Genomic DNA, 24,381 nt, shown 5'->3' on the forward strand with positions numbered 1-24,381 from the left:
TAACTAACACCTCGGGTAGACGAGTCCGTTGGAAGTCTCTATACGGGATTTTGTGACTGTCGGGTTCGAAAACGGAAAACAGGACGGCGAACGGAACGGAGTCGGTCGCGACCGCGACCTCGCCGCGGTATCAGCCGCGACTGAGCGGCGCGCCGCTCAGTCTTCGATCTCGATTGCCGGTCGACCCGGCTCGGCGTTCTTCAGGACGCTCTCGTCCGCGTCGTCGGCGCGGAGCACCCGAACCGGCGCGTCGAACTCGCGCTCGAGCAGCCACGCGGCGGCCTCGAGGGCCTCGTGCTCCTCCTCGGGCGGGAGGGTCATCGACAGGGCCTCGCGCTCGGCCTGCAGGTCCTGGCCGTAGTCCGCGGCGGCGTCGCCCTGCTCGCGGATGTGGCTCTCCTGCATGAGTTCGCCGATCAGGTTGTCGGCGTCGCTCTCGATCGCGATCTCTAAGGCGTCGTACTTCCAGTCGGGCGCGACGACGACGTCGATCGCCTCGGGGTCCTCGATGCCGGCGACCTCGATGATGTCGCGGACGTCCTCGCGGGTGTTCTCGACCAGCCGGCGGCGCTTTTCGACGCGGTCGCGGTCGACGGTCGCGGTCGGCCACGCGGCGTCGACGACGAACTCGTCGTGGCCCAGTCGGTCGTACAACTCCTCGGTCAGGTGCGGCGCGACCGGCGCGAGCAGCCGGACGACGGCCGAGAGGCCGCGCTCGTAGGTCTCGGCGTGGGGCTCGGCGTGATTCGCGTATTGCCGCAGCGTCCGAGTCAGATCCTGCGTCTCGCGCAGCGCCTTATTGAAGGTCAGATCGTCGTACTCGTCGGTCGCGATGGCGATCGTCGCCTCGATCTCGTTCTCGACGTAGCGCGCGACGGCGTCGTACTCGCCGTCGGGCTCTTCAGCCGCGAACTCCTCGACCATCTCCTTCAGGCGACCCAGGAAGGCGTTCGTCGAGCGCACGCCCTCCTCGCTCCAGTCGAAGTCGCGCTCGGGTTGGGCGGCCTGCATCATGAACAGCCGCGCGGTGTCGGCGCCGTACTCCTCGACGATCCGCTGGGGCGAGACGACGTTGCCCTTCGACTTGGACATCTTCTCGCCCTCGAGCTGGACCATGCCCTGGGCCAGCAGGTTCTCGAAGGGCTCGCGGTGCTCTAAGCCCTCGTGGTCCGCCAGTACCTTCGTGAAGAACCGCGAGTACAGCAGGTGCATCACGGCGTGTTCGATGCCGCCCACGTACTGGTCGACCGGCATCCAGTCGTTGGCCCGCTCGCGGTCGAACGGCGCGTCCTCGAGGCCGGGCGAGACGTACCGGAGGAAGTACCACGAGGAGTCGACGAAGGTGTCCATCGTGTCGGTCTCCCGCGTAGCGTCGGCGCCACACTCCGGACACGTGGTCTGCTTCCACTCCTCGGCGGCGTCCAGCGGGTTGCCGGTGGTGTTGATGAACTCCGGCAGTTCGACGGGCAGGTCCTCCTCCGGCACGAGGACGGGGCCGCACTCGTCGCAGTGGACGACCGGAATCGGCGTCCCCCAGTAGCGCTGCCGGGAGATGCCCCAGTCGCGCAGCTGGTACTGCTTGGCTTCCTCGGCGCTCTCGATGTCCTCGGTCAGGCGCTCGCGGGCGGTCTCGCTGTCCAGCCCGGAGTAGTCGCCGGAGTTGATCAGGACGCCGTCCTCGGTGTAGGCGGCTTCCTCGACATCCGGCGCTTCGGGTTCGCCCTCCTCGGGTTCGGGCGCGATGACCGGGACGATGTCCAGATCGTGCTTCTGTGCGAACGCGTGGTCGCGCTCGTCGTGGCCGGGAACGGCCATCAGCGCGCCGGTCCCGACGTCCGAGAGGACGAAGTCCGCGACGAAGACCGGAATCTCGTCGCCGGTGACGGGGTTGGTCGCGGTCAGGCCGGTCTCGACGCCGTTGGGCTCGTCGCCGTCGGGGTCGGCCTCCTCCTCGATGAACCGCCGAATTTCGTCGTCCTCCTCGGCCAGTTCCTCGCTGATCGGGTGGTCCGGCGCCAGCGCGAAGAAGGTCGCGCCGTGGATGGTGTCGATGCGGGTCGTGAAGGCCGTGACTGGGCCGTACTCCCGCGGCTCGCTCCCCTCGCCGCGTCCGCTCGAGGCGCGTGGCGCCTCGCTGACCTCGAAGTCGACTTCCGACCCGTACTGGCGGCCGATCCAGTTGCGCTGCATCTGGCGCACCGAGTTAGGCCACCCCTCGAGGTCGTCGATCGCTTCCAGCAGTTCGTCCGCGTACTCGGTGATCTGCAGGAACCACTGCTCGAGTTCGCGCGTCTCGACGGGCGTGTCACAGCGCCAGCAGAGTTCGGCCTCGCCCTCGACCTGTTCGTCGGCCAGGACGGTCTCGCAGTGGGGACACCAGTTGACCTCGGCGTCGCGGCGCTCGACGAGGTCCTCCTCGTGGAATCGCCGGAAGAGCCACTGGTTCCACCGGTAGTACTCCGGCGTGCAGGTGGTGACCTCGCGGTCCCAGTCGTAGCCGAAGCCCATCGAATCCATCTGGTCGCGCATCGTGTCGATGCAGTCGAAGGTCCAGTCCCGGGGGTTGGTGTCCCGTTCCTTGGCCGCGTTCTCGGCGGGGAGGCCGAAGGCGTCCCACCCCATCGGGTGGAGCACGTCGTCGCCCTGCATCCGGCGGAAGCGGGCGTACGCGTCCGTAATCGTGTAGTTGCGGACGTGGCCCATGTGGAGCTTGCCGGACGGGTACGGGTACATCCCGAGGACGTACGTCGGATCGTCGACGTCGTCGGGCGTCCGGTAGACGTCCGCGTCGTCCCACGCCTCTTGCCAGCGCCGTTCGACTGCCGCGTGGTCGTATCCCGCGTCGCTCATTTGCTTATATACGTGTGGGCGCGTCGCCGCCCTATAGCTTTCCATCCGACAACAGCCACTGCCCGAAAATCGCGCCGGACGGACCCGGCCGTACCGACGGACTCCCCTCAGATGAGGCCCAGTACTGCGAGGACAATGCCGAGTGCGAGTGCGCCGCCGCCGACCGCCCGCTGGAGGCGGAGCTTCGAGCGCAACTGCTCTCGCTGGTCGTCGAGGGTCTCGGTCCCGACGACCAGCGGCGTCTCGTCGGTCTCTCGGAGCACGTAGCCGTCGGCCGTCTCGCGGAGTTCGCCCCGAACCACCAGTTCGTCCCCGTCGCGGATCACGGTCGCCTGATACTTGTCCGGCCAGTTCGTCTTCCCGCCGACGCTGACCGAGAACTCGAGGTCGCTCACGACGCCGTCGTCGCCGGCCAGTCCCGTCCGTTCGAAGAAACGATTGATGGGATCGAGCTCGCCGAGAAGGGTCTCTTCCTCCGGTTCGCCGAGAAATAGCTGCGGCGAGTCGAACGGATCGATCGCGTCGTCTCGCCGGGACGGCAGCGCCGAGGCGTCGACGCGGACGCGATCCCAGCCGCGGTCGACGGCGAACTCGCCGACCGACAGTCCGTCCTCGACGGTCCGCCAGCGGGTGCTTCCTTCCGATCCCCCGCCGCCCTTTCGGCGGAGACGCCACGCCCAGAGGGCGGGCGGATCGCCGCCGACCGTGAGCTCGGGTCCGGTCCGCGCCGGCGCTGCGGCTTCGTCGACCCGAACCGGCCCCCGAATCGTCGCTTCGCCGCCCGGCTCGAGGCGCTCGTCGTCCGCGGTGTCGACCTCGTCGATCGTCGCGTACCGCTTGCGAGTCGAGCGGGCCTGTAACAGGACGAACCCGCCGATCAACGCGCAGACTCCCGCGACGACGAGCGCATTCGCATCGACCATGTCCGACTAGCTGTCACTCGGGTATAATAGTCGTAGGGGTGACGTTTCGAGAACGGTGCGAACGCGATCCGCTGTCGATCGGAACGCCGCGTCGAGGCGGTGCCGGGAGCGATGTGACCCCACGGTCGACCCCCAGCGGGTAGTTGTCGGTCGATTCAGTTTCGATATCGACCGGTCGACGATTATTCGATGTCGATCTCTTTCGACTCGTTGCCGCCGCTGACCTTCGGCAGCCGAACGGTCAGCACGCCGTCCTCGTAGCCCGCCGACACTCCGTCCTCCTCGACTGGTTCCGGTAGGCGAATTCGCCGGTTCGCCGTCTTGTGGGTCCGCTCGCGGCGCAGGTACTCGCCCTCCGCGTACTCCCGTTCGTCCTCGCGGTTGGCTTCGAGGCGCAGCGTCCCCTCCGAGAGCGTCAGATCGATGTCGTCGGTCTCGTACCCCGGCAGGTCGGCGGTGACGACGTACTCGTCGCCGGTGTCGGCGACGTCGACCGGGACCGTACCCGGTACCTGAAGCCCGCCGCTGGTCATTCCCTCTTCGACCTGCCGGCTGACGCGGTCGAGCATCTCCTCGAGTTCGTCGAACGGGTTTCGTCGCATACGCGACGCTACGCCCTCGAGCGGGATAAATCTGCCCGCGAGCGAAGGACAGAAGGCTCGTCTCGGCAGCGATCGGGCAGCAGCGGGCTCGAGCCGAAGATAGCGCCGACTACTCCGGCAACGTTACCAGCCCGTTCTCGAGCGCGTCCTGCAAAACTTCCCGCGCATGTCCGTCAGGATTGACGCCCTCGTAGACCGCCTGCACCTCCCCATCAACCAAGAAGTACGTCGTCCGCGCGGCCGCGCCACCCTGCACGTCCACGTCGAACGCCGCTGCGATCTCGCCGTCGGGGTCCGCGAGCAGATCGAACTCGAGCCCTTCCGCTTCGCAAAACGACTGGTGCGAGTCGACGTCGTCGGTCGAGACGCCGTAAACGTCGACGCCGGCGTCTCGGTAGGTATCGTACTCGCGCTGGAACTGGTTCGCTTCGATCGTACAGCCGGGCGTGTCGTCCCGCGGGTAGAAGTACAGCGCCGTCGGCTCGTCGAACTCGAGGGTCACGTCGGTACCGTCCTGATTCGGCGCGGTTACGGTCGGGGCGTCCGTTCCTTCGTCGAGAGGCATACGCGACCTCCGGCCGGAGCCGAAAAACCGTTTGCGGTGCTCGAGGTGATGTGCGCCCCGATGCGACGCGGTTCAAGTGAAAGCCGCGCGTTAAAGCCGCTGTCTCCGGTTGTCATAGGTGCTATGTCCGTCATCGAACTCGGTCCGAACGACGTCGTCACAGCCGATCCGGACACCGATCTCGGCACCATCGCACAGCGTCTCGCCTCGAACAACGTCGGCGCCGTCGTCATCGTCGAGAACGACGAACCCGTCGGCATCGTCACCGACCGCGATATCGCTCTCGAGGTCGGCCAAAGCGACGACGTCGAGTCGAAAGCGGCCGAAGACGTGATGACGGGGAGTCCGACGACGCTCGCCGCGGACGCGGATCCGATCGAAATTTCGGAGGCGATCAAGGAGGAGAACGCGCGACGGTTCCCGGTCGTCGACGAGGACGGCAAACTGACGGGGATCGTCACCCTCGACGATCTGGTCGCGACGATCGGCGAGCAACTCGAGAACGTCGCGGACACGATCGAGACCCAGTCGCCGGAGTACAGTCCGTAGACCGTCATCGCGGCGGCTTGCGGATCGCCACGGTCTGCGAACCGCGCTCCGTACCCGTACTCGCGTCCGTTCGTTCTTACTCGCCGACGTCACTCGACGACGTGTTCCGTATCGTACGAGCCGAGCCGGCGCACCCACCCGTCTTCGGCGAGTGCTTCGATCTCCTCGAGGGCCTCCTTCGTCCGGCGCTCGTAGAGGCCGGCTTCGATGTCGATGTGGAAGACGTAGTCGCCCAGTCGCTGGCCGCTCGGGCGCGACTCGAGGCGCACCAGGTTGATGTCCCGCTCCGCGAAGGGCTCGAGCAGTTCCAGCAGGAGGCCGGGGTAGTCGACGTCCGGGTAGACGACCAGCGAGGTCTTGCCGCCGCCCGTCGAGCGTTCCTCGGCGGGCGCGATCGCGAAGAACCGCGTCGCGTTCGAGTCCCGGTCCTGAATGTCCTCGGCCAGCACCTCGAGGCCGTTCCCGCCGTCGGCGTTCGCGGGGTGGCCGATGCCGGCGACCGTCGGATCCTCGCGGGCGAACTCGACACCTTGGGCCGTGCTCGCGACGGCCTCGAGGGTGGCGTCGGGGTACTCGCGCTCGAGGTAGTCGCGACACTGCGCCAGCGCCTGCGAGTGGCTGGCGACGGTGTCGAACGCCGGACCCTGCGCGAGCAAGGCGTGGCGGATCGGGGTGACGATCTCGCGGACGACGGCGACGTCGTACTCCGCGAGGGCGTCTAAGCTCTCGGTGACGCTGCCCTCGATGCTGTTCTCGATCGGGATGACGCCGCGCTCGTACTCGCCGCTCGCGACGGCGTCGACGATCGACGTCACCGACTGGCGGAAATCGATCGCGTCGTCGTCGGCGACGGCGGTCGCCGCTCGATGTGAGTAGGTCCCTTCCGGTCCGAGCGTCACTGCGGTCATTGCCGTTCCGTAGTGTGGACGGGGTGAAAAGAACGTCGGGACTGAACGCCCGCCCGACTGCGTCGCTCGAGCCGTGGCTGCACCCATCGAGGGCCGCTCGAGAGCGAATCTGCCACAAGCTATATTCGAATTCTGGCGAATAGTTCGGGAACCGCAGGTCGAGAGCTAGTGCCAGGAGTGGACAGGGATTGGGATAGTCGCCGATCGTTTCACGTACGCTACGCCGACGTCGACGGCGGCCGCGAACGCCTCGCCGCGGCGATCGAGCCGCCGTATCGCGTCACCGACGTCGCCGCCGCCGAGGTCGACACCCTTCGCGGGGCGGTCGATCCCGACGTGGACTGTTTGGTCGTGACCGAGGCGTTCCGCGAGCGGAGCGACGGCCGGTCGTGGACCGACTCGCTCGAGGCCGTCCGCGCCGCGCGGCCGTCGCTGCCGATCGTTCCCGTCGTTCCGTCGTTCGATCCCGAGCGGGTTCGATCGCTGGTGCGGGCCGACGTCGCCGACGTCGTCTGCCGCGCTGATGGGTCCGAGTCGTCGGAGACGGGTGCCACGCCGGAGTCCGATCCAGCGGCGCGCCTTCGGGCCCGGATCGACGACATCTACGACGCCTCGATTTCGGACGTCAGCGGCACCGTCCTCGAGATCGCGCGCTCGCTGATGGGCGCCGCCCCGGACGAAGTCGACATCGAGATCGAGTGGGCACTCGGCTCGATCGGCACTCGGCTCAACGCCGACCGCTGTCTCGTGTTCGAGTACGACGAGCAGGCGGCGCGACTCGAGCCGACTCACGCCTGGGACGCCACACAGTCGGGTACCGCTTCGCTCGAGTCGACGGGCTCGACTGCCGTCTCCGATACGGATGGCACAGTATCTGCGGACGCTTCGGCCGTCGAGCCGATCGACCCGTCCGCGTTCCCCGGCTTCGAGGACTCGCTCCGGGAGTACGACGCTCACGCGATCCCGCCGACGACCGATCGTCCCGAGATCGACGTGCCGGACGGATTCATCGGCGACCTCGCCCCGAACGAGGACGGCGAGGCCGGCGATACCCACCCCTACCTCGAACGACGGGGCCTCGAGGCGCTGCTCGCGGTGCCGATCGTGATCGACTGGGAACTGCGCGGCGTGCTCGTCGTCGGCCAGGATCACCGCCGACCGTGGCCCGACCGGCTGTGCCGACAGCTCCGGATGCTCGGCGAACTGATCGGCCACACGATCGAACGTACGCGCCGCCGGCGCGAACTCGTCCGGAAGAACGAGCACCTCGAGCAGTTTGCGTCCGTCATCAGTCACGATCTCCGGAACCCGCTGAACGTGATTTCGGGGACCGCCGACCTGATCGCGGAAACCGAGGAGTTGCACCGCCTCGAGCACATCACCGCCGCCGCCGATCGCATGGCGTCGATGATCGATGACCTCCTGTTGCTCGCCCGCGACGGGGCGAAACTCGGCGCGGTCGAATCGGTTTCGCTCGAGTCGGTCGTGCGCGATGCGTGGGCCGGCGTCGAGACGGCAGACGCGACGCTCGAGACGCACGATTTGCCGACGGTCGAAGCGGATCCCGGCCGGCTGCAGCAGGCGCTCGAGAATCTCGTTCGCAACGCCATCGAGCACAACGATACCAGCGTCAGAATCCTCGTTGAAGGCACTGCCGACGGGTTCGCGTTCGAAGACGACGGCGCCGGCGTTCCGCCGGACCGCCGCGAGCACGTCTTCGAGGAGGGGTACTCGGGCGCCGGCGGCACCGGTCTCGGCCTGTCGATCGTCGAAACGGTCGTCTCGGCCCACGGCTGGGACATCTCGGTGACCGACGGCAAGCAGGGCGGTGCGCGCTTCGAGATTGCGACGGGTGAGGCGACCGAGTCTGTCGTCGGCTCGGTCGCGACGTCGGGCGTCGATCCGGATTCGAACTCGAACGTCCCGTTCTAGTGCCGTCGATCGGATTCAGCGATCATCTGACCACCACCCGTCTTCCCCGTTCTCATCCACGAGTTGTCAGGTGGCGGTAACAATTATCACACTCTCGGAGAGTTCCTTCCAGTAGCCGGTAGCCACCGGTTCCCCGGTGGTTCAGTTCGGCGAACAGATACGATGATCGAAACCGTCATACCGAATCGAATCCGCCGCCAGTACAGCGTTAAAATCGTCGCAATATTGGGGTGCGTCATCGGCGTCACCCTCCTCTTTGCGGTCATCTTCGGACGGTACGCCGTCTCCGGTCCGGCCGCGGAGACCGAAACTCGTGCGATCGCGGCCCTCTCGGGGCTGGTCGTCGTGTTCGTTATGAACCTCGGCCTGCTCGGAATCGTCCTCGGCGGGAACGTCTCTCTGGCGCTTCGCCGGCTCGGGACCGAAACCGAGCGAATCGGCGACGGCGAGTTCGACGTCGACCTCGAGACCGATCGCATCGACGAGATCGGCGAGCTGTACGGCTCGGTCGAGCGGATGCGCGACTCGCTCGAGGACACCCTCGCCGACCTCGAAACCGAACAGGAGCGCGCACAGCAGGCCCAACGGGAGGCCGAGGAGCGGGCCGACCAACTCGAGGACGAGCGGGAGCAGCTCCGGGAGACCCGCGCGGCGGTCGAGCGCCAGAACGAGCGGCTCGTCGCCGAGGCCGAGCGCTTCTCGGACGTCATGGACGCCTGCGCCGACGGCGACCTTACGCAGCGACTCGAGCCGCAGGTCGACGACGAGGCGATCGAAGCGATCGCGCGTTCGTTCAACGAGATGCTCGATCGGATGAGCGAGACGATGGCGGACGTTCAGGACTCCGCGGACGCCGTCGAGGAGATCTCCGTCGAACTCGAGGACTCGAGCGCGGAGATCCGGACGGCCAGCCGGGAGGTCGCCGATTCCGTTCAGGAGATCGCCGACGGGGCGGCCGAGCAGACCGACGACCTCGACGCGGCGGCCGCGGAAGTCAGCGACCTCTCGGCGGCCACCGAAGAGGTAGCCTCGACGACCGGCGAGATCGCCGACCAGTCCGAGTACGTCACCGAACTGACCGAAGAGGGCCGCGAGGCGGCCGCCGAGGCGGCCGAAAACATCGACGAACTGGTCGAGAACACGGAGACGGTCGTCGAAACCGCCGACGCGCTCACCCGCGAGACCGAACAGATCGAGGAGATCATCGCCCTGATCGACGACATCGCCGACCAGACGAACCTGTTGGCGGTCAACGCCTCGATCGAAGCCGCCACCGCCGGCGCCGACGGCAGCGGCTTCGCGGTCGTCGCCGACGAGATCAAGGCCCTCGCCGAGGAGACGATGGCCGCCGTCGACGACATCGAGGAGACGCTCGAGTCGATCCGCGACCGGACGGAGACGACGGCCGACGAGATCGGCGAGGTCGAGTCGAACATTACGTCGACGGCGACGATCGTCGACGATCTGGAATTGCGCCTCGAGACGATCGCCGGCGAAGTCGAGCAAGTCGACGGCAGCATCCAGCAGATCGCCGCGACCGCGGACGATCAAGCCGATTCCGCACAGGAGCTGTCGGCGATCGTCGACGACGTCGCGGCGGTCTCGGACGAGACCGCGACCAAGGCCCAGCAGGTCGCCGCGGCCTCCGAGGAAACCAGCGCCACGATCGATTCGGTCTCGACGACCGCGACCGACCTCGGCGACGACGCGCGCGACCTGAAGCAACTTCTCGACGCGTTCACGCTCGAGGGTGGAGCGACGAATCGGTCCGTTCGTTCGGCGGCCGGGGTCGGAGGTGACTGATCGTGGTCGATATCGCAACCGCCATCGGCGCCTCGACGCTCGTTTTCGTCGTCGCGACGCTCGCGTTTCTGGCCTGGACGCGGCGCCTTCCGGCTGCGTGCCGACGCTACGGGTACGCCGCGACGGCAGCCGTCGGCGTGATGGCGATCGCGTACGTCGGTATGACCGCCATCGAATTCGTTATCGGCGGCAATACGGATCTGGCGCGGTTCCTGGGCTACACCGGGATGTGGATCCCGATCGTCTACGTGACCAGCGCGATCGCCGGCGTCGACCGGCGGGCGGCGCTACTCTTGCTCGCGATCGTACTGGGCCGAGTCTGGATCACCCTCGTCGGCTACCTCCTGGACGGAATCGCGGGACAAATCGCGTCCCTGTTACCGTTCGCGCTGCTGATCGCCGGCGTCTACCTCCTGTACGGTCCGTTTACGCGCGTCGCCGCGTCCCGGTCGGGCGACCGGTCGCTGCTGTTCACGAAGCTCAAGCACCTGATCGTCCTCGGCTGGATCGGACTCGTGATCAACGGCCTCATCGCGGCGGACGGGCTCGGGCTCGTCGACGACTTCGTCGCGCTGTTGACGCTCGTCTACGTCGAAGCCATCCTCCTGCTCGGGTTCGCCGGGCTCGTCCTGCGAAACGTCGACGCGCTCGAGGCGGCGGCTGAGGAGGGAAGATTGCGCTCGTCTCGAACCGATACCAACCTCGAGGAGAGGCGCCGCGCCGAAACCGCTGAGACCGCTGAGACTGTCGAGACGGCCGAGAGCGTCGAGACGGGCGACTGAAGCGGCAGATTTCGATCGTTTCTTTTACACGTAGTCCGGTTGCGATCACTCGAGTGTCAGCCGCTACGCCTCGAGTGGACGCTGCGATGGATCGGCCGCGCGTATGGTCGGCCGAGTTAATCGTCGCTCGGCGCGGGACCGGCGGTCGACGCGTCGGCGTCGACGATCCAGCCGTCTTCGGTCGCCCGCTCGGCGACGCGGGGCTGGAAGACCCACGCGGACAGCGCGATGATCGGAATCATCGTCGCGGCGACGACCGCGTAGCCGAGGTGGAGGTTCGGCAGGAACGGCGCGGCGAAGATCAGCGGGTAGATCGACCCGCCCGAGGAGCCGATGCCGCCGACGACGCCGGCGACGCTGCCCGAACTGTCGGGGAACATCGCCGGCACCTGCGCGAAGATCGCGCCCTCGGCGAAGGCACAGCCCAGCCCGACGAAGAAGCCGGCGACGACGGCGACGTAGATGTTTCCAGTGAGGCCGGCCGCGGTCATTCCGAACATCGCACACGTGACGAACACCAGCGTCGCGAACGTCCACTGTTCGCGGTAGCGGCCCTCGAACCACGGGAGGAGGTCCGTCTCCGTGCGCGCGACGACGTCGCTGACGTAGCCGCCGATCGGCCGCAGCAGGCCCGCCGCGATCGAGAACGTCGCCGCGAAGGTCGCCGCGATCACGATGTCGCTCTGGCCGAACGCCTCGCGGTAGTAGGTGCCCAGCCAGCCGTTCATCGCCAACTCGAGGCCGAAGGTCATGACGTAGGCGACCGAGAGCACGACCGCGCCGTAGCGGGTCGCGATGTACAGCCACTGTTTCAGGCTGACGCTCGCTTTCGTCGCCTGACGCTTGTGCTCGCTCTTGGCGGCGTCGCCGAAGACGAAGTACAGGACGCCGACGACGACGGCCAGCGCGCCGGTGTAGAAGAACGCGGCGCGCCAGTTGGCGTCGAACAGCGGGCCGACGTACCCCTCGCCGAAGAGCCGCGGCAGCGTGAAGTACGCGCCCAGGCCCGCGCCGGCGTTGCCGATCCCCGCGAAGATCCCCTCGGCCGTCCCTAACTCTTCTTCCTCGAACCACTCGGAGACGTGCTGGATACCGATGACGAACGTGATTCCCGCCAGCGACGCGACGATCCGCGAGGCGGTGAACACCTCGTAGGTCTGGGCGAACGCGCTGATGATCGCGAACGCCCCCACGATCACCATCGTCCCGCCCGCGGTCACCGGCGCGCCCCACTTGTCGGTCAGCGGCCCGATGACGATCCGACCGAGCGGGACGGCGATGACGGCCGCGCTCGAGACGACGCCGAGTTGCGCGACCGAGAGGCCGAACTCGTCGGCGATCTCGCCCGTAAAGGGGGCAAAGGAGAACCAGATGACGAAGCCGAGGTTGAACATCGCCGTCGCGAGCAGCAGGTTCTTCCACTTCCCGGGGAGCACGCTCATGCCACCACCTCCGCCTCCGGGTCCGGATTCGAATCCGGATCCGATCCTGAGGTCGTCTTCGCCGGCTCGGGCTCGAACTGGGCGCGTTCGTCGCACGCCACTTCTGTCGTACGATCCGACTCTCTATTCCGAATCTGGTGGACGAACGGGTTCATATCTCGGGTGACACTCGACGCTCGAAATTCTATAAACCTAATCATTAGTCGAATCCAACAATACTGTCTCTTCCCCGTCCGCTCTAAGGGATAGAATGTCCTTTAGGAAATTGACGGTCGTCGCTCGACGCCCGATTCGGATTTCGTTTGTCGCGAAAACCCGCGTCGAATATCACAGACTAAACCACACGATCTGTACAGTCGTCACTCGACGTGTAATGTGTCCGAGAAAATACCGTCGGCCGTCGTCACTCCTCGAGGTGTTCGATCCCTTGTTTCGAGACGTTCGCCTCCGTGATCTCGTCGGGCATCCAGTCGGGCTTGTCGTCGGGGGCGGTCTCCTCCCAGGCCCAGCCCTCGTAGATGTGGACCTTGTCCGTGCCCTTCTCTCGGAGTTTCAGTTCGACTCGGTCGGCGTCGGCCTCGCTCGAGCCGGGCTCGAGCCGTCGGGCCGCCTTGAGCGCCGCCTGCCGCGGGGTGTTCCCCGAGAAGACGCTCGTCTCCTCGCCGTCCGAGTCGCGCAGTGCGAAGTTCCGTTTGCCGTCTTCACGTACCATGGGTTCGCCTCCGTGTCAATTCAGCACACGACCTGACATAAAGATATCCCCCGAAATCGACCGACTGCGGCGGTATCTTTAAGTGCAGCGGGTGCGCATCTTCCCCGCAGTATCAACCGCTTGTCGTCGCTTCGTCCACTTTCCTCTCGAACCGGTGTGTAACAAGGTCATTCGCCGAGGCGTCGAAAACACTTAAGTATATCCTACGGCGAAGTTCGGCATAGAATCCCGCGATGGTACGGAAAAAGAAGCTGAGTCCGAGTGGTGCGAAAGACGAAGACGGCAACTACCACAACGTCCACCTCAACCTCCACGAGGATGAACTCGCAGTCGCGGGCATGGATATCGGCGACGAGGTCTTCGTCCGCGTCCGAGACGGCAAGATCATCATCCAAAAGGCCGACGAGGAAGACGTCGAACACGAATTCTAGGCGGTCGCCTTTCTTTCGACGCGTCGACTCGCCGAGTCGGTAGTTCGCTCGATATGCACCCCACATCTACATAAAAATACGTCCCGCAGTGAAATTCACTTATTCCTTATAGTCTTTATTTGAATCCATTGTGATCCGTCGCCGTGGGTAACACCCGCTCGATCCCCCATGGCACACGGACCTCACCACTCACGATCGGATCGCTCCGCTGAACGCGCTTCCGACGCCGAGTCCGACGGCGCCGACCGCGCTCGGGCCGACGCGTTCGCGGACAGCCCCATCGATCGACGGACGTTCCTCTCGCTATCGGCGGCGACGGGTGCCGCGCTCGCGCTTCCCGGCGCCGCGACCGCCGACGTCTCGGGCGAACCGTTGACCGACGAGTACGCCTTCGTCGTCAACCACACGCCCGACGACTACGAGGCGGCGACCGTCGTCGAGTTCGCGAACCGGGAGGCCCTCGAGGCCTTCGCCGACGAGTACGCGGCGGCGCCCGATCCGGACCTGTCCCGCGCGCCGAAGGCAGTCACGCGGGAATCGCCGACACCGGCCGCACACGCCCACCTCACGGCCGACGAAGTCGAGGACGTCCTCGAGTTGGACGGCGTCGAACTGATGGATTTCTCCCCCGGCGCGAACCCCTGGTGGAAGCTCGAAGATCCCTACGCCGACGGCGTCTTCCCGCCGGTCGAGGAGGCCCGGAACTTCGTCTCGTACCGGGAGACCGCGCAGGGACTCGCGCACCTCGAGTCGACGTTCCCCGATCGCGTTCGGGTGCACACCCTCCGGGAATCGCCGGGCTGGCCCAACCGGTACACCGGCGAGGATCCCGACTCGCAGGACATCTACGTCGTCGACGTTACGAACGACGTCCGGGACGACGAGTCGTTCGCCGAGAAGGAGAAGGCGGTCTTCTCCCTCTCGATCCACGGCGACGAGCGCGCGGGCGTCGAGGCCGGCTGTCGGCTCATCGAGGACCTCGCGCGGGGCGACGCCGACGACTTCGCGGGGCTGCTCGACGAGATCGCGATCGTCTTCGTGTTCACGAACCCCGACGGCTGGGTCTCGCGAACGCCCCAATTCGAGATCCCGTGGGGCGAGACGCAGACGAACTTCCGGCGCGGAAACGCGAGTCGCGTCGACGAGAGCCCGATCGACACGAACCGACAGTATCCGACGATGGGCTGGGTCGACCCGGCGTTCTGGCCCGCCGAACCCGAGGACGCGCCCGACGTTCGCCCGGGCTACGAGGACGAGGGGCTCGGGTACGCGGACGTCGTCCCCGACTCGTTGGCGATCGTCGAGCACTTCCGCGGGTACGAGAACGTCGAGTACCTCTGTGACTACCACGGGATGTACACCGCGGACCACATGGTGTTCAACCTCGAGACGAACGCGCCGTTCGACCACGCTGGCACCCACGATCTGGACGAGGTCAATATCCGGATCGGCGAAGGGATGGTCGACGAGTGGGGCGGGATCGACGCGGTTTCGGACGCCCTCGCCACGTCCGGCGAGGAGATGTACGGCGTTCCGGCCGTCCCGGACGGCGATAGCTACGACGGTCTCTTCGACTGGGGGACGATCTACGACTCGCTCGCCTACCAGGTCACCGGCGCGTTCCTCGGCTGGGCCGGCCAGCCCGAGGAGTTCGGCGGCCTCGGGGCCGTTACGGTCGCACCCGAGATCGTCCGCGCGAATCACTTCTCCGAGGCCGAGATCGAGTGGAAGCCCTACGTCGAACGCCACTTGGCCAGAGCGTACCGCATCTCGATGCGCGAGTACGCCGAGATGACCGCCGCCGACACCAGCGCGACCGTCGCAACCGGCGGCCGGGACACCGCGTACGTCACGTCGGACAAACTCACTCGGTCGTCCGCCGACCTCCCCCACACCGATGACCACCCCGGCAACGGACGGGGACGGGGGCGGGATCGAGCGACGGCGGTTCGCCGCCGACACGACGTCGTCCAACCCGGTCCCGGCGACCGAGGGCGCGTCGCGGCCCAGACCACCGACCGATCTCACTCGCTGTCGATCCACCTCGCCGGCGTCGCAGGTGCGAGCGAGGGTGTCGTCCGCGTTCGGAATCCCGCCGGAAACGTCGTCCACGAGCTCGACCTCGGCGAACGGACGGCTCCCGACGCTCCGGGCCGACCGCACGACTTCGAGGGCTGGTTCGTCGACCGTCCCGAGGCGGGGCAGTGGGAGGTCGAGGTCGAAGCCGACGCCGAAATCGAGGCCGACGTGACGATTCTGGAGAGCGACGACGAGTACCCCGACCCTGAGGAGGTACTCGGCTACGAACAGCGCGAGTACACCGTCAACCCGATGCAGTTCTTCGCCGACCTCGAGCCCTTCCTCGAAGACGGAAAGATGGACGGCCTCCGGGTCCACGACGTCCGCATCGGCCGACTGCTCCGCGGCAACTCCGGGAAGCGCCGCTACGACAAACTCGTCGTCTCCCACGACGACGGCATCGACGACCCGCAGTACCTCGAGGCGATCGAGGCGTTCGTCGAGGCCGGCGGCGACCTCGTGTTGACCGATACGGGCGTGAACCTGTTGGCCGAACTCGACGTCGGCGACGCCGCTGCGATCGAGGCCGACGACGTCGAGACGATCGACGTCCAGTTCGCGAACCTCGACGACAGGGACTTCGATCACCGGCTACTCGCGGGTATCAGGCCCAGACAGCGGGAGATGTGGAAAGGGTCGCAGCTCGGCTACACGACGGGCGTCGACCAGCCGGCGACGGTCGTCGACCGCGACGCGTTCGAGAGCGCCGGCGGCGACGTCGCCGGAACCACCGGCGGTGAGGACCGCGTCGGCGCCGGGACGCTCGAGGCGGACGACGCCGAGATCAACGTCCTCGGCTCGATCCTGCCGCCGGCTCGCCAGACCGTCCTCCACCCGTTCGGGATGGCGGACTACGCGGTTTCGTTTATGGGTCACACGCTCATCTGTAACGCGCTGGGCTTCGAACAGCGACGGTACAGGAACGGCGAACTAGTGCGGACGTACGGCAAAATACGGTAGGACGGATCGTCGTCTCGCCGACCCATCGACGGGTTCAGTCCGTCGGTGTTACCGCAGCGCCGCGAGATCGAACTCGAAGCCGGCGATGGGGACCTCGAGGTCGTGCTCGACGAGCACCTTGGGATGCACCTCGCCGATCACGCCGACTTCCTCGCCGTCGATGACGACGCTGGCCGTTCGACCCGAAATGAAGGTGGGGTGCTCCGTGGGCGGCGTCTCGAGGTCGACGTCGAAGCGGCGACAGAGCGCCTGCAGGCGCGCCTTGGCGTCCTCGTAGCCGGCTTCGTGGCTCGCGAGGACGGCGCCGACGCGCCGGCGCTCGGCGACGCCGGTGTTCTCGCTCTCGTCGACCTCGGCGGTGAAGCCGATCTCCGCGAGGTCCTGCGGGTACGCACGGTGGGTGTTTCGCTCGAGGACCATCAGCAGCGACGGCGTGACCCACGTCCGCAGCATCGTGAAGTCCTCGCTGTAGGGCTCCTTGATCGTCGCGGGCTCGCCGGCGCCGTAGACGTCCGTTCCCGGCTCGATATCGAGGCGCTCGTAGTTCTCCGCCTCGTTGATCATGTGGAAGTTCAGCAGGTCCTCGAAGCCCAGCCCGACGAGCTGCTCGCGGACCGAGCGCTCGAGCCGCGAGCGCTCGTGGCGGCCGCCGACGGTGCCGACGTCGGGGTAGCGGGGCTCGAGGTCGTTGAAGCCGTACGCGCGCCCGAGGTCGTCGATGACGTCCAGCGGGTGGAGCACGTCGACGCGGTAGGGCGGTACGGTGACCTCGTAGACGAGGTCGCCGTCTTCGCTTTCTTCCCTTTCGGCCTCGAGGCCCGACCGCTCCGCGAGGTCGATCACTTCTTCGGGATCGAGGTCGATGCCGAGGATGGTCTCGATGCGGTCGTGAGCGACCGTCTTCGTCTTCGTCGAGAGATCCGGGCGGACGATTTCGTGGTCCGGGTACTCGACGTTGACCTCCTCGAGCGTGGCGCCGCGGCCGGCCAGCGCGTAGCAGACGATGTTGAGCATCTTGTCGATCGTCCACTGGTCGGTACCGGTCATCTCGACGAACAGGTCCCGCGAGTCCGTCGAGACCTCGGTGCGCCGACCGTTGATGACCGGCGGGAACGAGAACAGCCCGAGATCGTCGTAGATCGCCGGGTAGCGCTCGTACTCGCTGACCAGATCGGCGTAGGTCTGGCCGGTCTGGTGCTCCTCGAGCACCTCGGCCGGCGTCATTTCCTGATCCGAGTCCAGCGGGACGAACGTATCTTCGTCGGGCTCTAAGCCGACGTACTCGATCGTCGGGTTGCCCTCGGTGGCGGGGCTGCCCTTGAGCATCGTCAGGTCGTGGATCCCGATCGCGCCCTTCGCGCGCTTGCGGCCCATCGTCGCGTGAAGCTTTTCCTGCAGTTGGATGAGCGACTCGAGGCTCTCCTCGTCGAGATCCACGTCGCGGATCACCGCGCCCGTGACGTAGGGACGCTCGTCCGGCACCGACTCGTCGACCTCGATGGTCCAGTCGGCGTTATTTGTCGAGGGGACGTGCACCCCGCGGGCGTCGCCGTACTGGTAGCGCAGCGAGCGCGCGACGCCCTCGACGGAGAGCCGGTCGAGCCGGTCGGGCGCGAACTCGAGTTCGAACGCGCCGTCCTCCGTGCGGCCCTCGAACTCGAGGCCGAGCCCGAACAGGTCCTCCTTGAGTTCTTCGTCGCCTTTCTCCTCGCGACCGGTCAGGTCCCGCAGTTCGTCGGGGTCGATGTCGACCGTGGGCATCAGTAGGTCACCTCCGTGTTGCGCAGCAGTTCCAGGTCACACAGCGTGCCGTGGATGTCCCGGATGTCTTCGAAACCGTACATCAGCATCAGCAGGCGCTCTAAGGCCAGTCCCCAGGCCATGACGTCGCACTCCACGCCCAGCGGCTCGAGCATCTCCTCGCGGAAGATGCCCGAGTTGCCGATCTCGACGAGTTCCCCGGTGGTGGGATGGGTGCCGAACAGCTCGAAGCTCGGCTCCGTGTAGGGGTTGTAGTGGGGCTTGAACCGAATGTCCTCGATGCCGAACTGGGCGTAGAACTCCTCGAAGGTGCCCATCAGATCGCGCACCGAGAGGTCCTCGGCCATCACCCAGCCCTCGATCTGGAAGAACTCGAGCAGGTGCGTCGGGTCCAGCGTGTCGTTGCGGTAGACCTTCTCGACGCTGAAGAAGCGGGCCGGCGGCTCGATGTCGCCGATCTGTTCGCCCGACAGGTAGCGCGTCGAGAGCGAGGTCGTGTGCCCGCGCAGCGCGAGCGCCCGCGCGAAGTCCTCGTCCCACGGCGAGTGGTAGCCCTCGCCGTCCTCGCCGACGCCCTCCCTGTGGGCGCGCTCGACGTCCTCGACGAGGTCTTCGGGGAGGTCGTCGATGTGGGTCGGCTGCTCGAGGGCGAACCGGTCCCAGTGCGTTCTGGCCGGGTGGTCCTGGGGCATGAACAGGCAGTCGTTGATCCAGAAGTCCGCGTCGACGTGCGGGCCCTGCATCTCTTGGAAGCCCATCCCGACGAGGACGTCCTTGACGCGCTCGGCGGTCTGGCGCAGGATGTGGACGTTCCCGCCCTCGAAGCGCTCGGCGTCGGCCTCGACGTTGTAGTCGGCGAACTCGACGTCCTCCCACTCGCCGCTGGTGAGCAGTTCGGACGTGACCTGCCCGACCGTCTCGGCGGTCTCGATGCCGGCCATCAGTTCGGTGACGGCCCGCTCGGTCAGAGTCGCCTCGCGGACGGTCGTCTCCGAGATTTCGACCAGTCCGCGCCGGTCGAGTTGCTCGAGCGTGTCCGCATCGACGTCGACGGCGTCGCGGGGCGTCTCGCCGGTGCCCTCGAGGGACGCGAGCGCGTTCGCCTCCGCGTCCGCGTCGGGGTCGGCGTCGGGATCGGCGGTGATCTCGCCGCTGTCGATCGTGCCGTACCCCTTGCGCGCGTAGTTCGAGAGCGCGATATCGACTTGGGGCCCCTCGAGTCCCGACGCGCCGATGACCTGCCCCATCTGAACGGGCTCGGCGTCGGCGCCGGCCTCGAGGGCGGCCTCGTAGAGTCGGATCTCGGGGAGCGTCTCGGTCGCGTACTCGCCCCCTTCCTCGGTCAGTCGGATCGTTTCGTCGACCCGCTCGTCGACGGCGACCAGCCCCTCGTCCTCGAGTTCGAAGACCGCGCCGGTGACGGTCTCCGGGGGCAGGTCGGTCGCCTCGGCGAGGGCGTCGACGGACGTTGCCTCGTCCGCGCTCGCGGCCTCCAAGACCGCGACCTGTGATTCTGGAAGTTGCATTCGCTTGTTTGGATGGCTGACGGGCGGTCAGTTAGCGGTTCCGACTCGGATCGGCGTTTCGACGCTGGCGAGGCCAGCCTCCCGATCCGATACTGACGGCCGCCGATCACAACGATCGGCGGCGTGCGGTCGGTTTCGCCGCGGATGTCCGGTGTGGACGCCCGCGGGTCCGCCGACCCGCGTTACGCGGGGAAGAAGAAGCCGAATCCCGATCGCGGCCGCTGGGGCTGACTGACGACGCCTCCGGCGTGGGATTCGGATGCCATATGCGTTCGATGCGAGGGGGGAAGCAAAAACGTTGCGGGTTGGTAGCAGACCGGACGGCGGCAGCGGTTCAGCCGTTCGAAAGCCGCGTCGTCTCGAGCGTCCCCGAATCGACCCAGACGAATCCCGACTGCTCGGCGGCGGCTTTCGCCTCCCGAACCGCGTCGGGGTCGAACGGATCGTCGAACTCGATCCGGCGCTCCTCGGGTTCGACGGCCGGCAGTTCCGGCAGGAAGTCGTCGTCCTCGAGCAGCCCCTCGACCGAGACCTTGCCGCCGGCGCCGAGCGCAGCGCCGAGCGCACGGTAGCGGTCGTTTTCGGTCTCCCACTCGACGTCGGAGCCGAACGAATCGTTCGAGACGCGGGTCCTGGTGGTCGTTCCAGAGAGCGTACCGAAGCCGTCGTCCGATTCCGATTCGCTGTCGGTGACGTCCGCTCGAGGCTCGTCGGATCCTCGCTTCGTACCGTCATCGGTCGTCGGCGACGAGTCATCGCCGCCGCTGACGCGCGAGACGGTCGGCGATCCGCGGAGTTCGAACCCGTCGGCTTCCCTCGAGGGCGGGGCCGTCGTCCGGTTCGCCGTGTCGGGTTCTCGCTGTCGGGTTTCGGACGCAGCGCTGGTGGCGGACGCCGCGGCTTCGGTTGCACCGCTTTGCTCGCTCGCTGGTTCGGCTTCGGCTTCTTCGATGAGCGAGCCGATTTCATCGTCCCCGCCCTCGAGTGCCGTCGATTCGTCGTCGGCGTCGTAGCCGCTATCGCGTTCGCGGTCGTGGGCCCATGTGGGCCACGGCTCGTCGGCACCGTCCGTTGCTTCGTCCGGGACGTACGCCTCGAGACTGTGTTCAGGAAGTAACGGCCGCTCGACCGCCGTAATCCGCGGGCCGTACCGATCCCGCAGGCGCTCGAGTTCCTGTTCGTCGACCAGCGCGGCGCGCCAGCGGTCGACGCCCGACGACAGCAGGACGAACCGAGCGGCCGTTCCGGACAGCAGCGCTTCGTTGATCGCGTGCAGGACCGCGGGCAGGTTGTCGGTACCAAGCGGCGTGTCGGGGTACTCGAACGTCGTCTCGCGCTGCCGGCCGCCGTGGTCGGTCGCCTCGAGGTGCAGTCCCTGCGACGTCCCCCGTCTACGACCCGTCGCTGAGAGCGCGAACGACCAGTCGATCGCCTCGAAAACGGTCGTTAGCTCGCGCTCCAGAGATTCTCGCGAATAGCGTGCAGCACAGTTGAGCCCCCGGCCGCTCCGGGCGACCGTCTGCCGGAGGACGGCCGTTCGATTTCGGCCGTCCGAGAGAACGTCCGCGAGGGCGGCCTCGAGCGGGTCGTCGGTCCCGGCGCTCCGGCCGCTCCGTCGACGGTCGATATCCGCCGTCGTCACGCTGAACGTGCCGAGGACGTCCGCACAGACGAGGAGGGTATCGCGGGGAGGGCGGGCCATTCGTCCGAGTGGTTTCACGAACGGGCCTATATAACTTCGTCAGACAACGACCTGTAAGTTAGGGGAAAGAACGCGAAACGAGTCCGATAGCGGCGCCGATTCGAACGCCGTCGTTACTGCCGCCGTCGCGGCGACTCGAGTTCGATATCCGCTTCCTCGAGCAGTTCCTCGACCTCCTCGCGTTTCTCCTGGTGTTCCTCGAGGAACTCCCGCATGAGTTGGGCGGCCTGCTCCTTGCAGTCGCCACAGAGCCGTTCGCCGCCGACGCACTCGTCGTAGACGCGCTTGGCGAACTCGTCGTCGTCGCCGGCCAGCAGGTAGGCGTAGAGTTCGTAGACGGGACACTCGTCGGCGCGGCCGCCCTTCTCGCGCTGCTCCTCCGCCGTCTCGCGGCCGCCGGTGGTCGCGGCCTTGACCTTGTCGTAACCGTCCTCGGGATCGTCCAGCAGCGAGATGTGCGAAGCGGGGATCGAGGAAGACATCTTGCCGCCCGTGAGGCCGGTCATAAAGCGGTGGTAGATCGAGGACGGCGGCTGGAAGCCGTAGCCGCCGTTCTCGACTTCGATCTCGCGGGCCAGTTCCTCGGCCTCGGCGCGCTCGAGGTCGAAGGCGTCGACGTGGTTCTCGTAGACGCGCTTCTCGCCCTCGACGGCGTCGATCAGCGCCTCGAAGGCCTCGTCGGTCGCGCGCCGGTCGAAGAAGCGGATGCGGGGCCGCAGCGGTTCCATGCCGCCCTCCTCGAGTTTCGTCAGGACCGAGTCGAGCGTGCTCGCGTCGACCTCGAGGTCGGACAGCGGCGTCTCCTCGAGTTCCTCGGCGACGTGGGTGCACCGGAGCATGTCGTCGTCGAAATCGGCGGGGTCGAGGCGCTCGTAGAACTCCGCCACGAGGGCGCGCTCCGCGTCCTCGAGTTCGAAGCTGGCGTACGCCTCCGAGACCTTGAAGAAGCGCATCCGCTCGGCGAGGTCGCGCGCGAACCGGACGTGGGGATCCTGGTCCGGGCCGACCGGGATAACCGTCGGCTTGGGTTCCTCGAGTTGCGGGTAGAGGATGTCGGCCATCTGGGTGACGACCGACTGCATGTGCGAGATGTCGGTCTCGCCGTCGAAACCGTAGATCGACTGGAACTCGGAGAAGTTGGCGTCGGCGCCCAGCTCGAAGGCCAGATCCTGCAGTTCCCGGTTCGTGGACTGGCGGTAGAGCGTTCCCTCCTCGGGGTCGAAGCCGAGCGCGAGCAGGGAGAGGAGGTAGTCTCGAGCGTGTTCGTCGATCTCCGCCCAGGACATCCCGCGGGCCGAATTGGCCTCGAGGTCGGCGATCAGGGCGTAGGCGTCGGCGCCCTGCTGTTGGTGCCAGATGATCTCGTCGAAGACGAGCTTGTGGCCGATGTGGGGGTCGCCGGTGGGCATGAACCCCGATAGCACCGCCGCGGGCTCGTCGTTTCGCAGCGCTTCGGCGACGGGGCGGTAGTCGCGGTGGCCGAAGATGACGCCCCGGCGCATCAGGTAGTGCGGGTGGGGAACCTCGTCCAGTACTTCGTCGAACTCCTCGATGCCGAACTCCTCGAAGAGCTTGCGGTAGTCGGAGACGCTCGAGGAGCCCCACGGGTCGAGCGCGACGTCGTCCGCGCCTGCAGCCCCTCCGTCCGTCAGCGGTTCTCCTGACTCGGACTCGGAGTCAGTCGACTCCTCGAGTGGATCGTCTCCGGTCATTATCGTCGCTTTGGCGCTCGGGTGCGCAAAAGCCTTCGCTTCTCGCCGCTCGATTCGCGCTCGGCGGGGAAGGGCCGGCCGCGGACCGGTCGGATCGCCAGTATCTTCATGTGACGGCGCCGACAACGACGACCGATGGCAGACGCAGACCCGGATCCGGGCCGCTCGGTCGCCGCCGCCAGCGACACCTGTACCGAAGTGATCGATCGGATCGGCGACGCGGTGATCACGGACCGCGAGTTCTTAGAAACCGTCCTGACCGCCGCGCTCGCGCGCGGCCACGTCCTGCTCGAGGACGTCCCCGGAACCGGGAAGACCCTCACCGCGCTAACCTTCGCGCAGGCGCTCGGCCTCGAGTTCTCCCGGATTCAATTCACGCCGGATCTGCTGCCCAACGACATCACCGGCTCGCACGTCTTCAACGAGGCGACCGGGGAGTTCGAGTTCACCGAGGGGCCGGTCTTCGCCAACGTCGTCCTCGCGGACGAGATCAACCGCGCGCCGCCCAAAACGCAAGCCGCACTGCTCGAGGCGATGGACGAGGGCCAGGTCACCGTCGACGGAACGACCCGGGACCTGCCGGACCCGTTCCTGGTGATCGCGACGCAGAACCCGGTCGAGCAGGAGGGCACCTTCGAACTGCCCGAGGCCCAGCGCGACCGCTTCATGGTCAAGAGTTCGATCGGCTACCCCGAGCGCGAGGGCGAACTCGAGTTGATCGAGCGCCGGAGCCAGCGAGATACCAAGATGCCCTCCGTCGAGCCGGTCCTCGAGACGGCCGGCGTCCGCCGATTGCAGAACGTCCCCGAGCGGATCACGATGGCCCGCGAGGTCCGCGAGTACCTCGTGGATCTCGCGCGGGCGACCCGGGCAGACGACCGCGTCGATATCGGCATCTCGCCGCGCGGGATCCAGCGCTACTACGAGGCGGCTCGAGCGCGGGCAGCGATCGAGGGCCGCGAGTACGTCGCCCCTGACGACGTCAAGCGGATCGCCGTCCCGGTCATGCAACACCGGCTCGTGCTGACGACCGACGCGCAGATCGAGGGCGTCGACGGCGCGACCGTCGTCCGGGATGTGCTCGAGCGGGTCGAGGTGCCGGCCGTCGAGCCGTCGCGGTAGTCGGGTTTCTTCTCGAGCGC

The 24,381-nt window shown here is 67.0% G+C and carries 19 protein-coding genes; 7 read left to right on the top strand and 12 right to left on the bottom strand.

What is annotated here, in order from left to right; all coding sequences use genetic code 11:
- Positions 1–156: 156 nt before the first annotated feature.
- The 4 genes from leuS to ATJ93_RS17655 form a co-directional block, all read right to left on the bottom strand.
- Complete coding sequence (leuS, locus tag ATJ93_RS17640; RefSeq protein WP_120245955.1) at positions 157–2,850, bottom strand: leucine--tRNA ligase; 2,694 nt, start codon at positions 2,848–2,850, stop codon at positions 157–159.
- 107 nt (positions 2,851–2,957) lie between these two features.
- Entirely contained in the window at positions 2,958–3,773 is an 816-nt protein-coding gene (locus ATJ93_RS17645) for a hypothetical protein (RefSeq protein WP_120245956.1), read from the bottom strand.
- Positions 3,774–3,955: 182 nt separating this feature from the next.
- A complete protein-coding gene (locus ATJ93_RS17650) occupies positions 3,956–4,375 on the bottom strand; it encodes an Hsp20/alpha crystallin family protein (protein ID WP_120245957.1) in 420 nt (139 codons plus the stop codon).
- Between the two features lie 109 nt (positions 4,376–4,484).
- The gene (locus ATJ93_RS17655; RefSeq protein WP_120245958.1) at positions 4,485–4,940 is read right to left on the bottom strand and encodes a peroxiredoxin; all 456 of its coding nucleotides are present in this window, start codon (positions 4,938–4,940) and stop codon (positions 4,485–4,487) included.
- A 123-nt stretch (positions 4,941–5,063) separates the two neighbouring features.
- Here ATJ93_RS17655 and ATJ93_RS17660 point away from each other — a divergent pair, with 123 nt between their 5' ends.
- A complete protein-coding gene (locus ATJ93_RS17660) occupies positions 5,064–5,489 on the top strand; it encodes a CBS domain-containing protein (RefSeq protein WP_120245959.1) in 426 nt (141 codons plus the stop codon).
- Between the two features lie 89 nt (positions 5,490–5,578).
- On the opposite strand, the gene pheA is transcribed toward ATJ93_RS17660, so the two are convergent.
- Positions 5,579–6,397 carry a prephenate dehydratase gene (gene pheA / locus ATJ93_RS17665; protein ID WP_120245960.1) on the bottom strand — a complete coding sequence of 273 codons (819 nt, stop codon included), beginning with the start codon at positions 6,395–6,397 and terminating at the stop codon, positions 5,579–5,581.
- 168 nt (positions 6,398–6,565) lie between these two features.
- Between pheA and ATJ93_RS17670 the strand changes: the two genes are divergently transcribed.
- From ATJ93_RS17670 to ATJ93_RS17680, 3 genes are all read left to right on the top strand, one after another.
- A complete protein-coding gene (locus ATJ93_RS17670) occupies positions 6,566–8,329 on the top strand; it encodes a sensor histidine kinase (RefSeq protein WP_120245961.1) in 1,764 nt (587 codons plus the stop codon).
- 162 nt (positions 8,330–8,491) lie between these two features.
- The gene (locus tag ATJ93_RS17675) at positions 8,492–10,132 is read left to right on the top strand and encodes a methyl-accepting chemotaxis protein (protein ID WP_120245962.1); all 1,641 of its coding nucleotides are present in this window, start codon (positions 8,492–8,494) and stop codon (positions 10,130–10,132) included.
- A gap of 2 nt (positions 10,133–10,134) precedes the next feature.
- Positions 10,135–10,914, top strand: coding sequence for a bacteriorhodopsin (locus ATJ93_RS17680; RefSeq protein ID WP_120245963.1), 780 nt, complete (start codon positions 10,135–10,137; stop codon positions 10,912–10,914).
- A gap of 116 nt (positions 10,915–11,030) precedes the next feature.
- Here ATJ93_RS17680 and ATJ93_RS17685 read toward each other — a convergent pair whose 3' ends face one another.
- The 3 genes from ATJ93_RS17685 to ATJ93_RS17690 all read right to left on the bottom strand — a co-directional run bounded on the left by ATJ93_RS17685 (position 11,031) and on the right by ATJ93_RS17690 (position 13,068).
- Positions 11,031–12,350 (bottom strand): MFS transporter, encoded by a 1,320-nt coding sequence (locus ATJ93_RS17685; RefSeq protein ID WP_120246054.1) that lies wholly within the window; start codon positions 12,348–12,350, stop codon positions 11,031–11,033.
- 2 nt (positions 12,351–12,352) lie between these two features.
- Positions 12,353–12,511, bottom strand: a complete 159-nt coding sequence (locus tag ATJ93_RS23780; RefSeq protein WP_170155601.1) for a hypothetical protein — start codon at positions 12,509–12,511, stop codon at positions 12,353–12,355.
- 248 nt (positions 12,512–12,759) lie between these two features.
- Positions 12,760–13,068, bottom strand: a complete 309-nt coding sequence (locus ATJ93_RS17690) for a non-histone chromosomal MC1 family protein (protein WP_120245964.1) — start codon at positions 13,066–13,068, stop codon at positions 12,760–12,762.
- Positions 13,069–13,301: 233 nt separating this feature from the next.
- On the opposite strand from ATJ93_RS17690, the gene ATJ93_RS17695 reads away from it, so the two are divergent.
- Positions 13,302–13,499 (top strand): hypothetical protein, encoded by a 198-nt coding sequence (locus ATJ93_RS17695; protein WP_006111025.1) that lies wholly within the window; start codon positions 13,302–13,304, stop codon positions 13,497–13,499.
- Between the two features lie 168 nt (positions 13,500–13,667).
- Positions 13,668–16,538, top strand: a complete 2,871-nt coding sequence (locus ATJ93_RS17700; RefSeq protein WP_120245965.1) for a M14 family zinc carboxypeptidase — start codon at positions 13,668–13,670, stop codon at positions 16,536–16,538.
- Between the two features lie 48 nt (positions 16,539–16,586).
- Here the strand turns inward: ATJ93_RS17700 and pheT are convergent, their stop codons facing one another.
- The 4 genes from pheT to ATJ93_RS17720 all read right to left on the bottom strand — a co-directional run bounded on the left by pheT (position 16,587) and on the right by ATJ93_RS17720 (position 23,239).
- Positions 16,587–18,299, bottom strand: a complete 1,713-nt coding sequence (gene pheT / locus ATJ93_RS17705; protein ID WP_120245966.1) for a phenylalanine--tRNA ligase subunit beta — start codon at positions 18,297–18,299, stop codon at positions 16,587–16,589.
- On the bottom strand, positions 18,299–19,825 hold the full coding sequence (gene pheS, locus ATJ93_RS17710) for a phenylalanine--tRNA ligase subunit alpha (RefSeq protein ID WP_120245967.1): 1,527 nt from the start codon (positions 19,823–19,825) through the stop codon (positions 18,299–18,301). The genes pheT and pheS overlap by 1 nt, the downstream gene beginning before the upstream one ends.
- Before the next feature lie 334 nt (positions 19,826–20,159).
- On the bottom strand, positions 20,160–21,527 hold the full coding sequence (locus ATJ93_RS17715; protein ID WP_120245968.1) for a hypothetical protein: 1,368 nt from the start codon (positions 21,525–21,527) through the stop codon (positions 20,160–20,162).
- Between the two features lie 113 nt (positions 21,528–21,640).
- Positions 21,641–23,239, bottom strand: a complete 1,599-nt coding sequence (locus tag ATJ93_RS17720) for a tryptophan--tRNA ligase (RefSeq protein ID WP_120245969.1) — start codon at positions 23,237–23,239, stop codon at positions 21,641–21,643.
- A 135-nt stretch (positions 23,240–23,374) separates the two neighbouring features.
- Between ATJ93_RS17720 and ATJ93_RS17725 the strand changes: the two genes are divergently transcribed.
- Positions 23,375–24,361 (top strand): AAA family ATPase, encoded by a 987-nt coding sequence (locus ATJ93_RS17725; protein ID WP_120245970.1) that lies wholly within the window; start codon positions 23,375–23,377, stop codon positions 24,359–24,361.
- The last annotated feature ends 20 nt before the right edge of the window (positions 24,362–24,381 follow it).

This window comes from Halopiger aswanensis (genome assembly GCF_003610195.1).
GTDB classification, from domain to species: domain Archaea; phylum Halobacteriota; class Halobacteria; order Halobacteriales; family Natrialbaceae; genus Halopiger; species Halopiger aswanensis.

Excerpts from the sequence above, each read along its gene's own strand:
- leuS (WP_120245955.1), bottom strand. The coding sequence starts at position 2,850 with ATGAGCGACGCGGGATACGACCACGCGGCAGTCGAACGGCGCTGGCAA.
- ATJ93_RS17645 (WP_120245956.1), bottom strand. The coding sequence starts at position 3,773 with ATGGTCGATGCGAATGCGCTCGTCGTCGCGGGAGTCTGCGCGTTGATC.
- ATJ93_RS17650 (WP_120245957.1), bottom strand. The coding sequence starts at position 4,375 with ATGCGACGAAACCCGTTCGACGAACTCGAGGAGATGCTCGACCGCGTC.
- ATJ93_RS17655 (WP_120245958.1), bottom strand. The coding sequence starts at position 4,940 with ATGCCTCTCGACGAAGGAACGGACGCCCCGACCGTAACCGCGCCGAAT.
- ATJ93_RS17660 (WP_120245959.1), top strand. The coding sequence starts at position 5,064 with ATGTCCGTCATCGAACTCGGTCCGAACGACGTCGTCACAGCCGATCCG.
- pheA (WP_120245960.1), bottom strand. The coding sequence starts at position 6,397 with ATGACCGCAGTGACGCTCGGACCGGAAGGGACCTACTCACATCGAGCG.
- ATJ93_RS17675 (WP_120245962.1), top strand. The coding sequence starts at position 8,492 with ATGATCGAAACCGTCATACCGAATCGAATCCGCCGCCAGTACAGCGTT.
- ATJ93_RS23780 (WP_170155601.1), bottom strand. The coding sequence starts at position 12,511 with ATGAACCCGTTCGTCCACCAGATTCGGAATAGAGAGTCGGATCGTACG.
- ATJ93_RS17690 (WP_120245964.1), bottom strand. The coding sequence starts at position 13,068 with ATGGTACGTGAAGACGGCAAACGGAACTTCGCACTGCGCGACTCGGAC.
- ATJ93_RS17695 (WP_006111025.1), top strand. The coding sequence starts at position 13,302 with ATGGTACGGAAAAAGAAGCTGAGTCCGAGTGGTGCGAAAGACGAAGAC.
- ATJ93_RS17700 (WP_120245965.1), top strand. The coding sequence starts at position 13,668 with ATGGCACACGGACCTCACCACTCACGATCGGATCGCTCCGCTGAACGC.
- pheT (WP_120245966.1), bottom strand. The coding sequence starts at position 18,299 with ATGCCCACGGTCGACATCGACCCCGACGAACTGCGGGACCTGACCGGT.
- pheS (WP_120245967.1), bottom strand. The coding sequence starts at position 19,825 with ATGCAACTTCCAGAATCACAGGTCGCGGTCTTGGAGGCCGCGAGCGCG.
- ATJ93_RS17715 (WP_120245968.1), bottom strand. The coding sequence starts at position 21,527 with ATGGCCCGCCCTCCCCGCGATACCCTCCTCGTCTGTGCGGACGTCCTC.
- ATJ93_RS17720 (WP_120245969.1), bottom strand. The coding sequence starts at position 23,239 with ATGACCGGAGACGATCCACTCGAGGAGTCGACTGACTCCGAGTCCGAG.
- ATJ93_RS17725 (WP_120245970.1), top strand. The coding sequence starts at position 23,375 with ATGGCAGACGCAGACCCGGATCCGGGCCGCTCGGTCGCCGCCGCCAGC.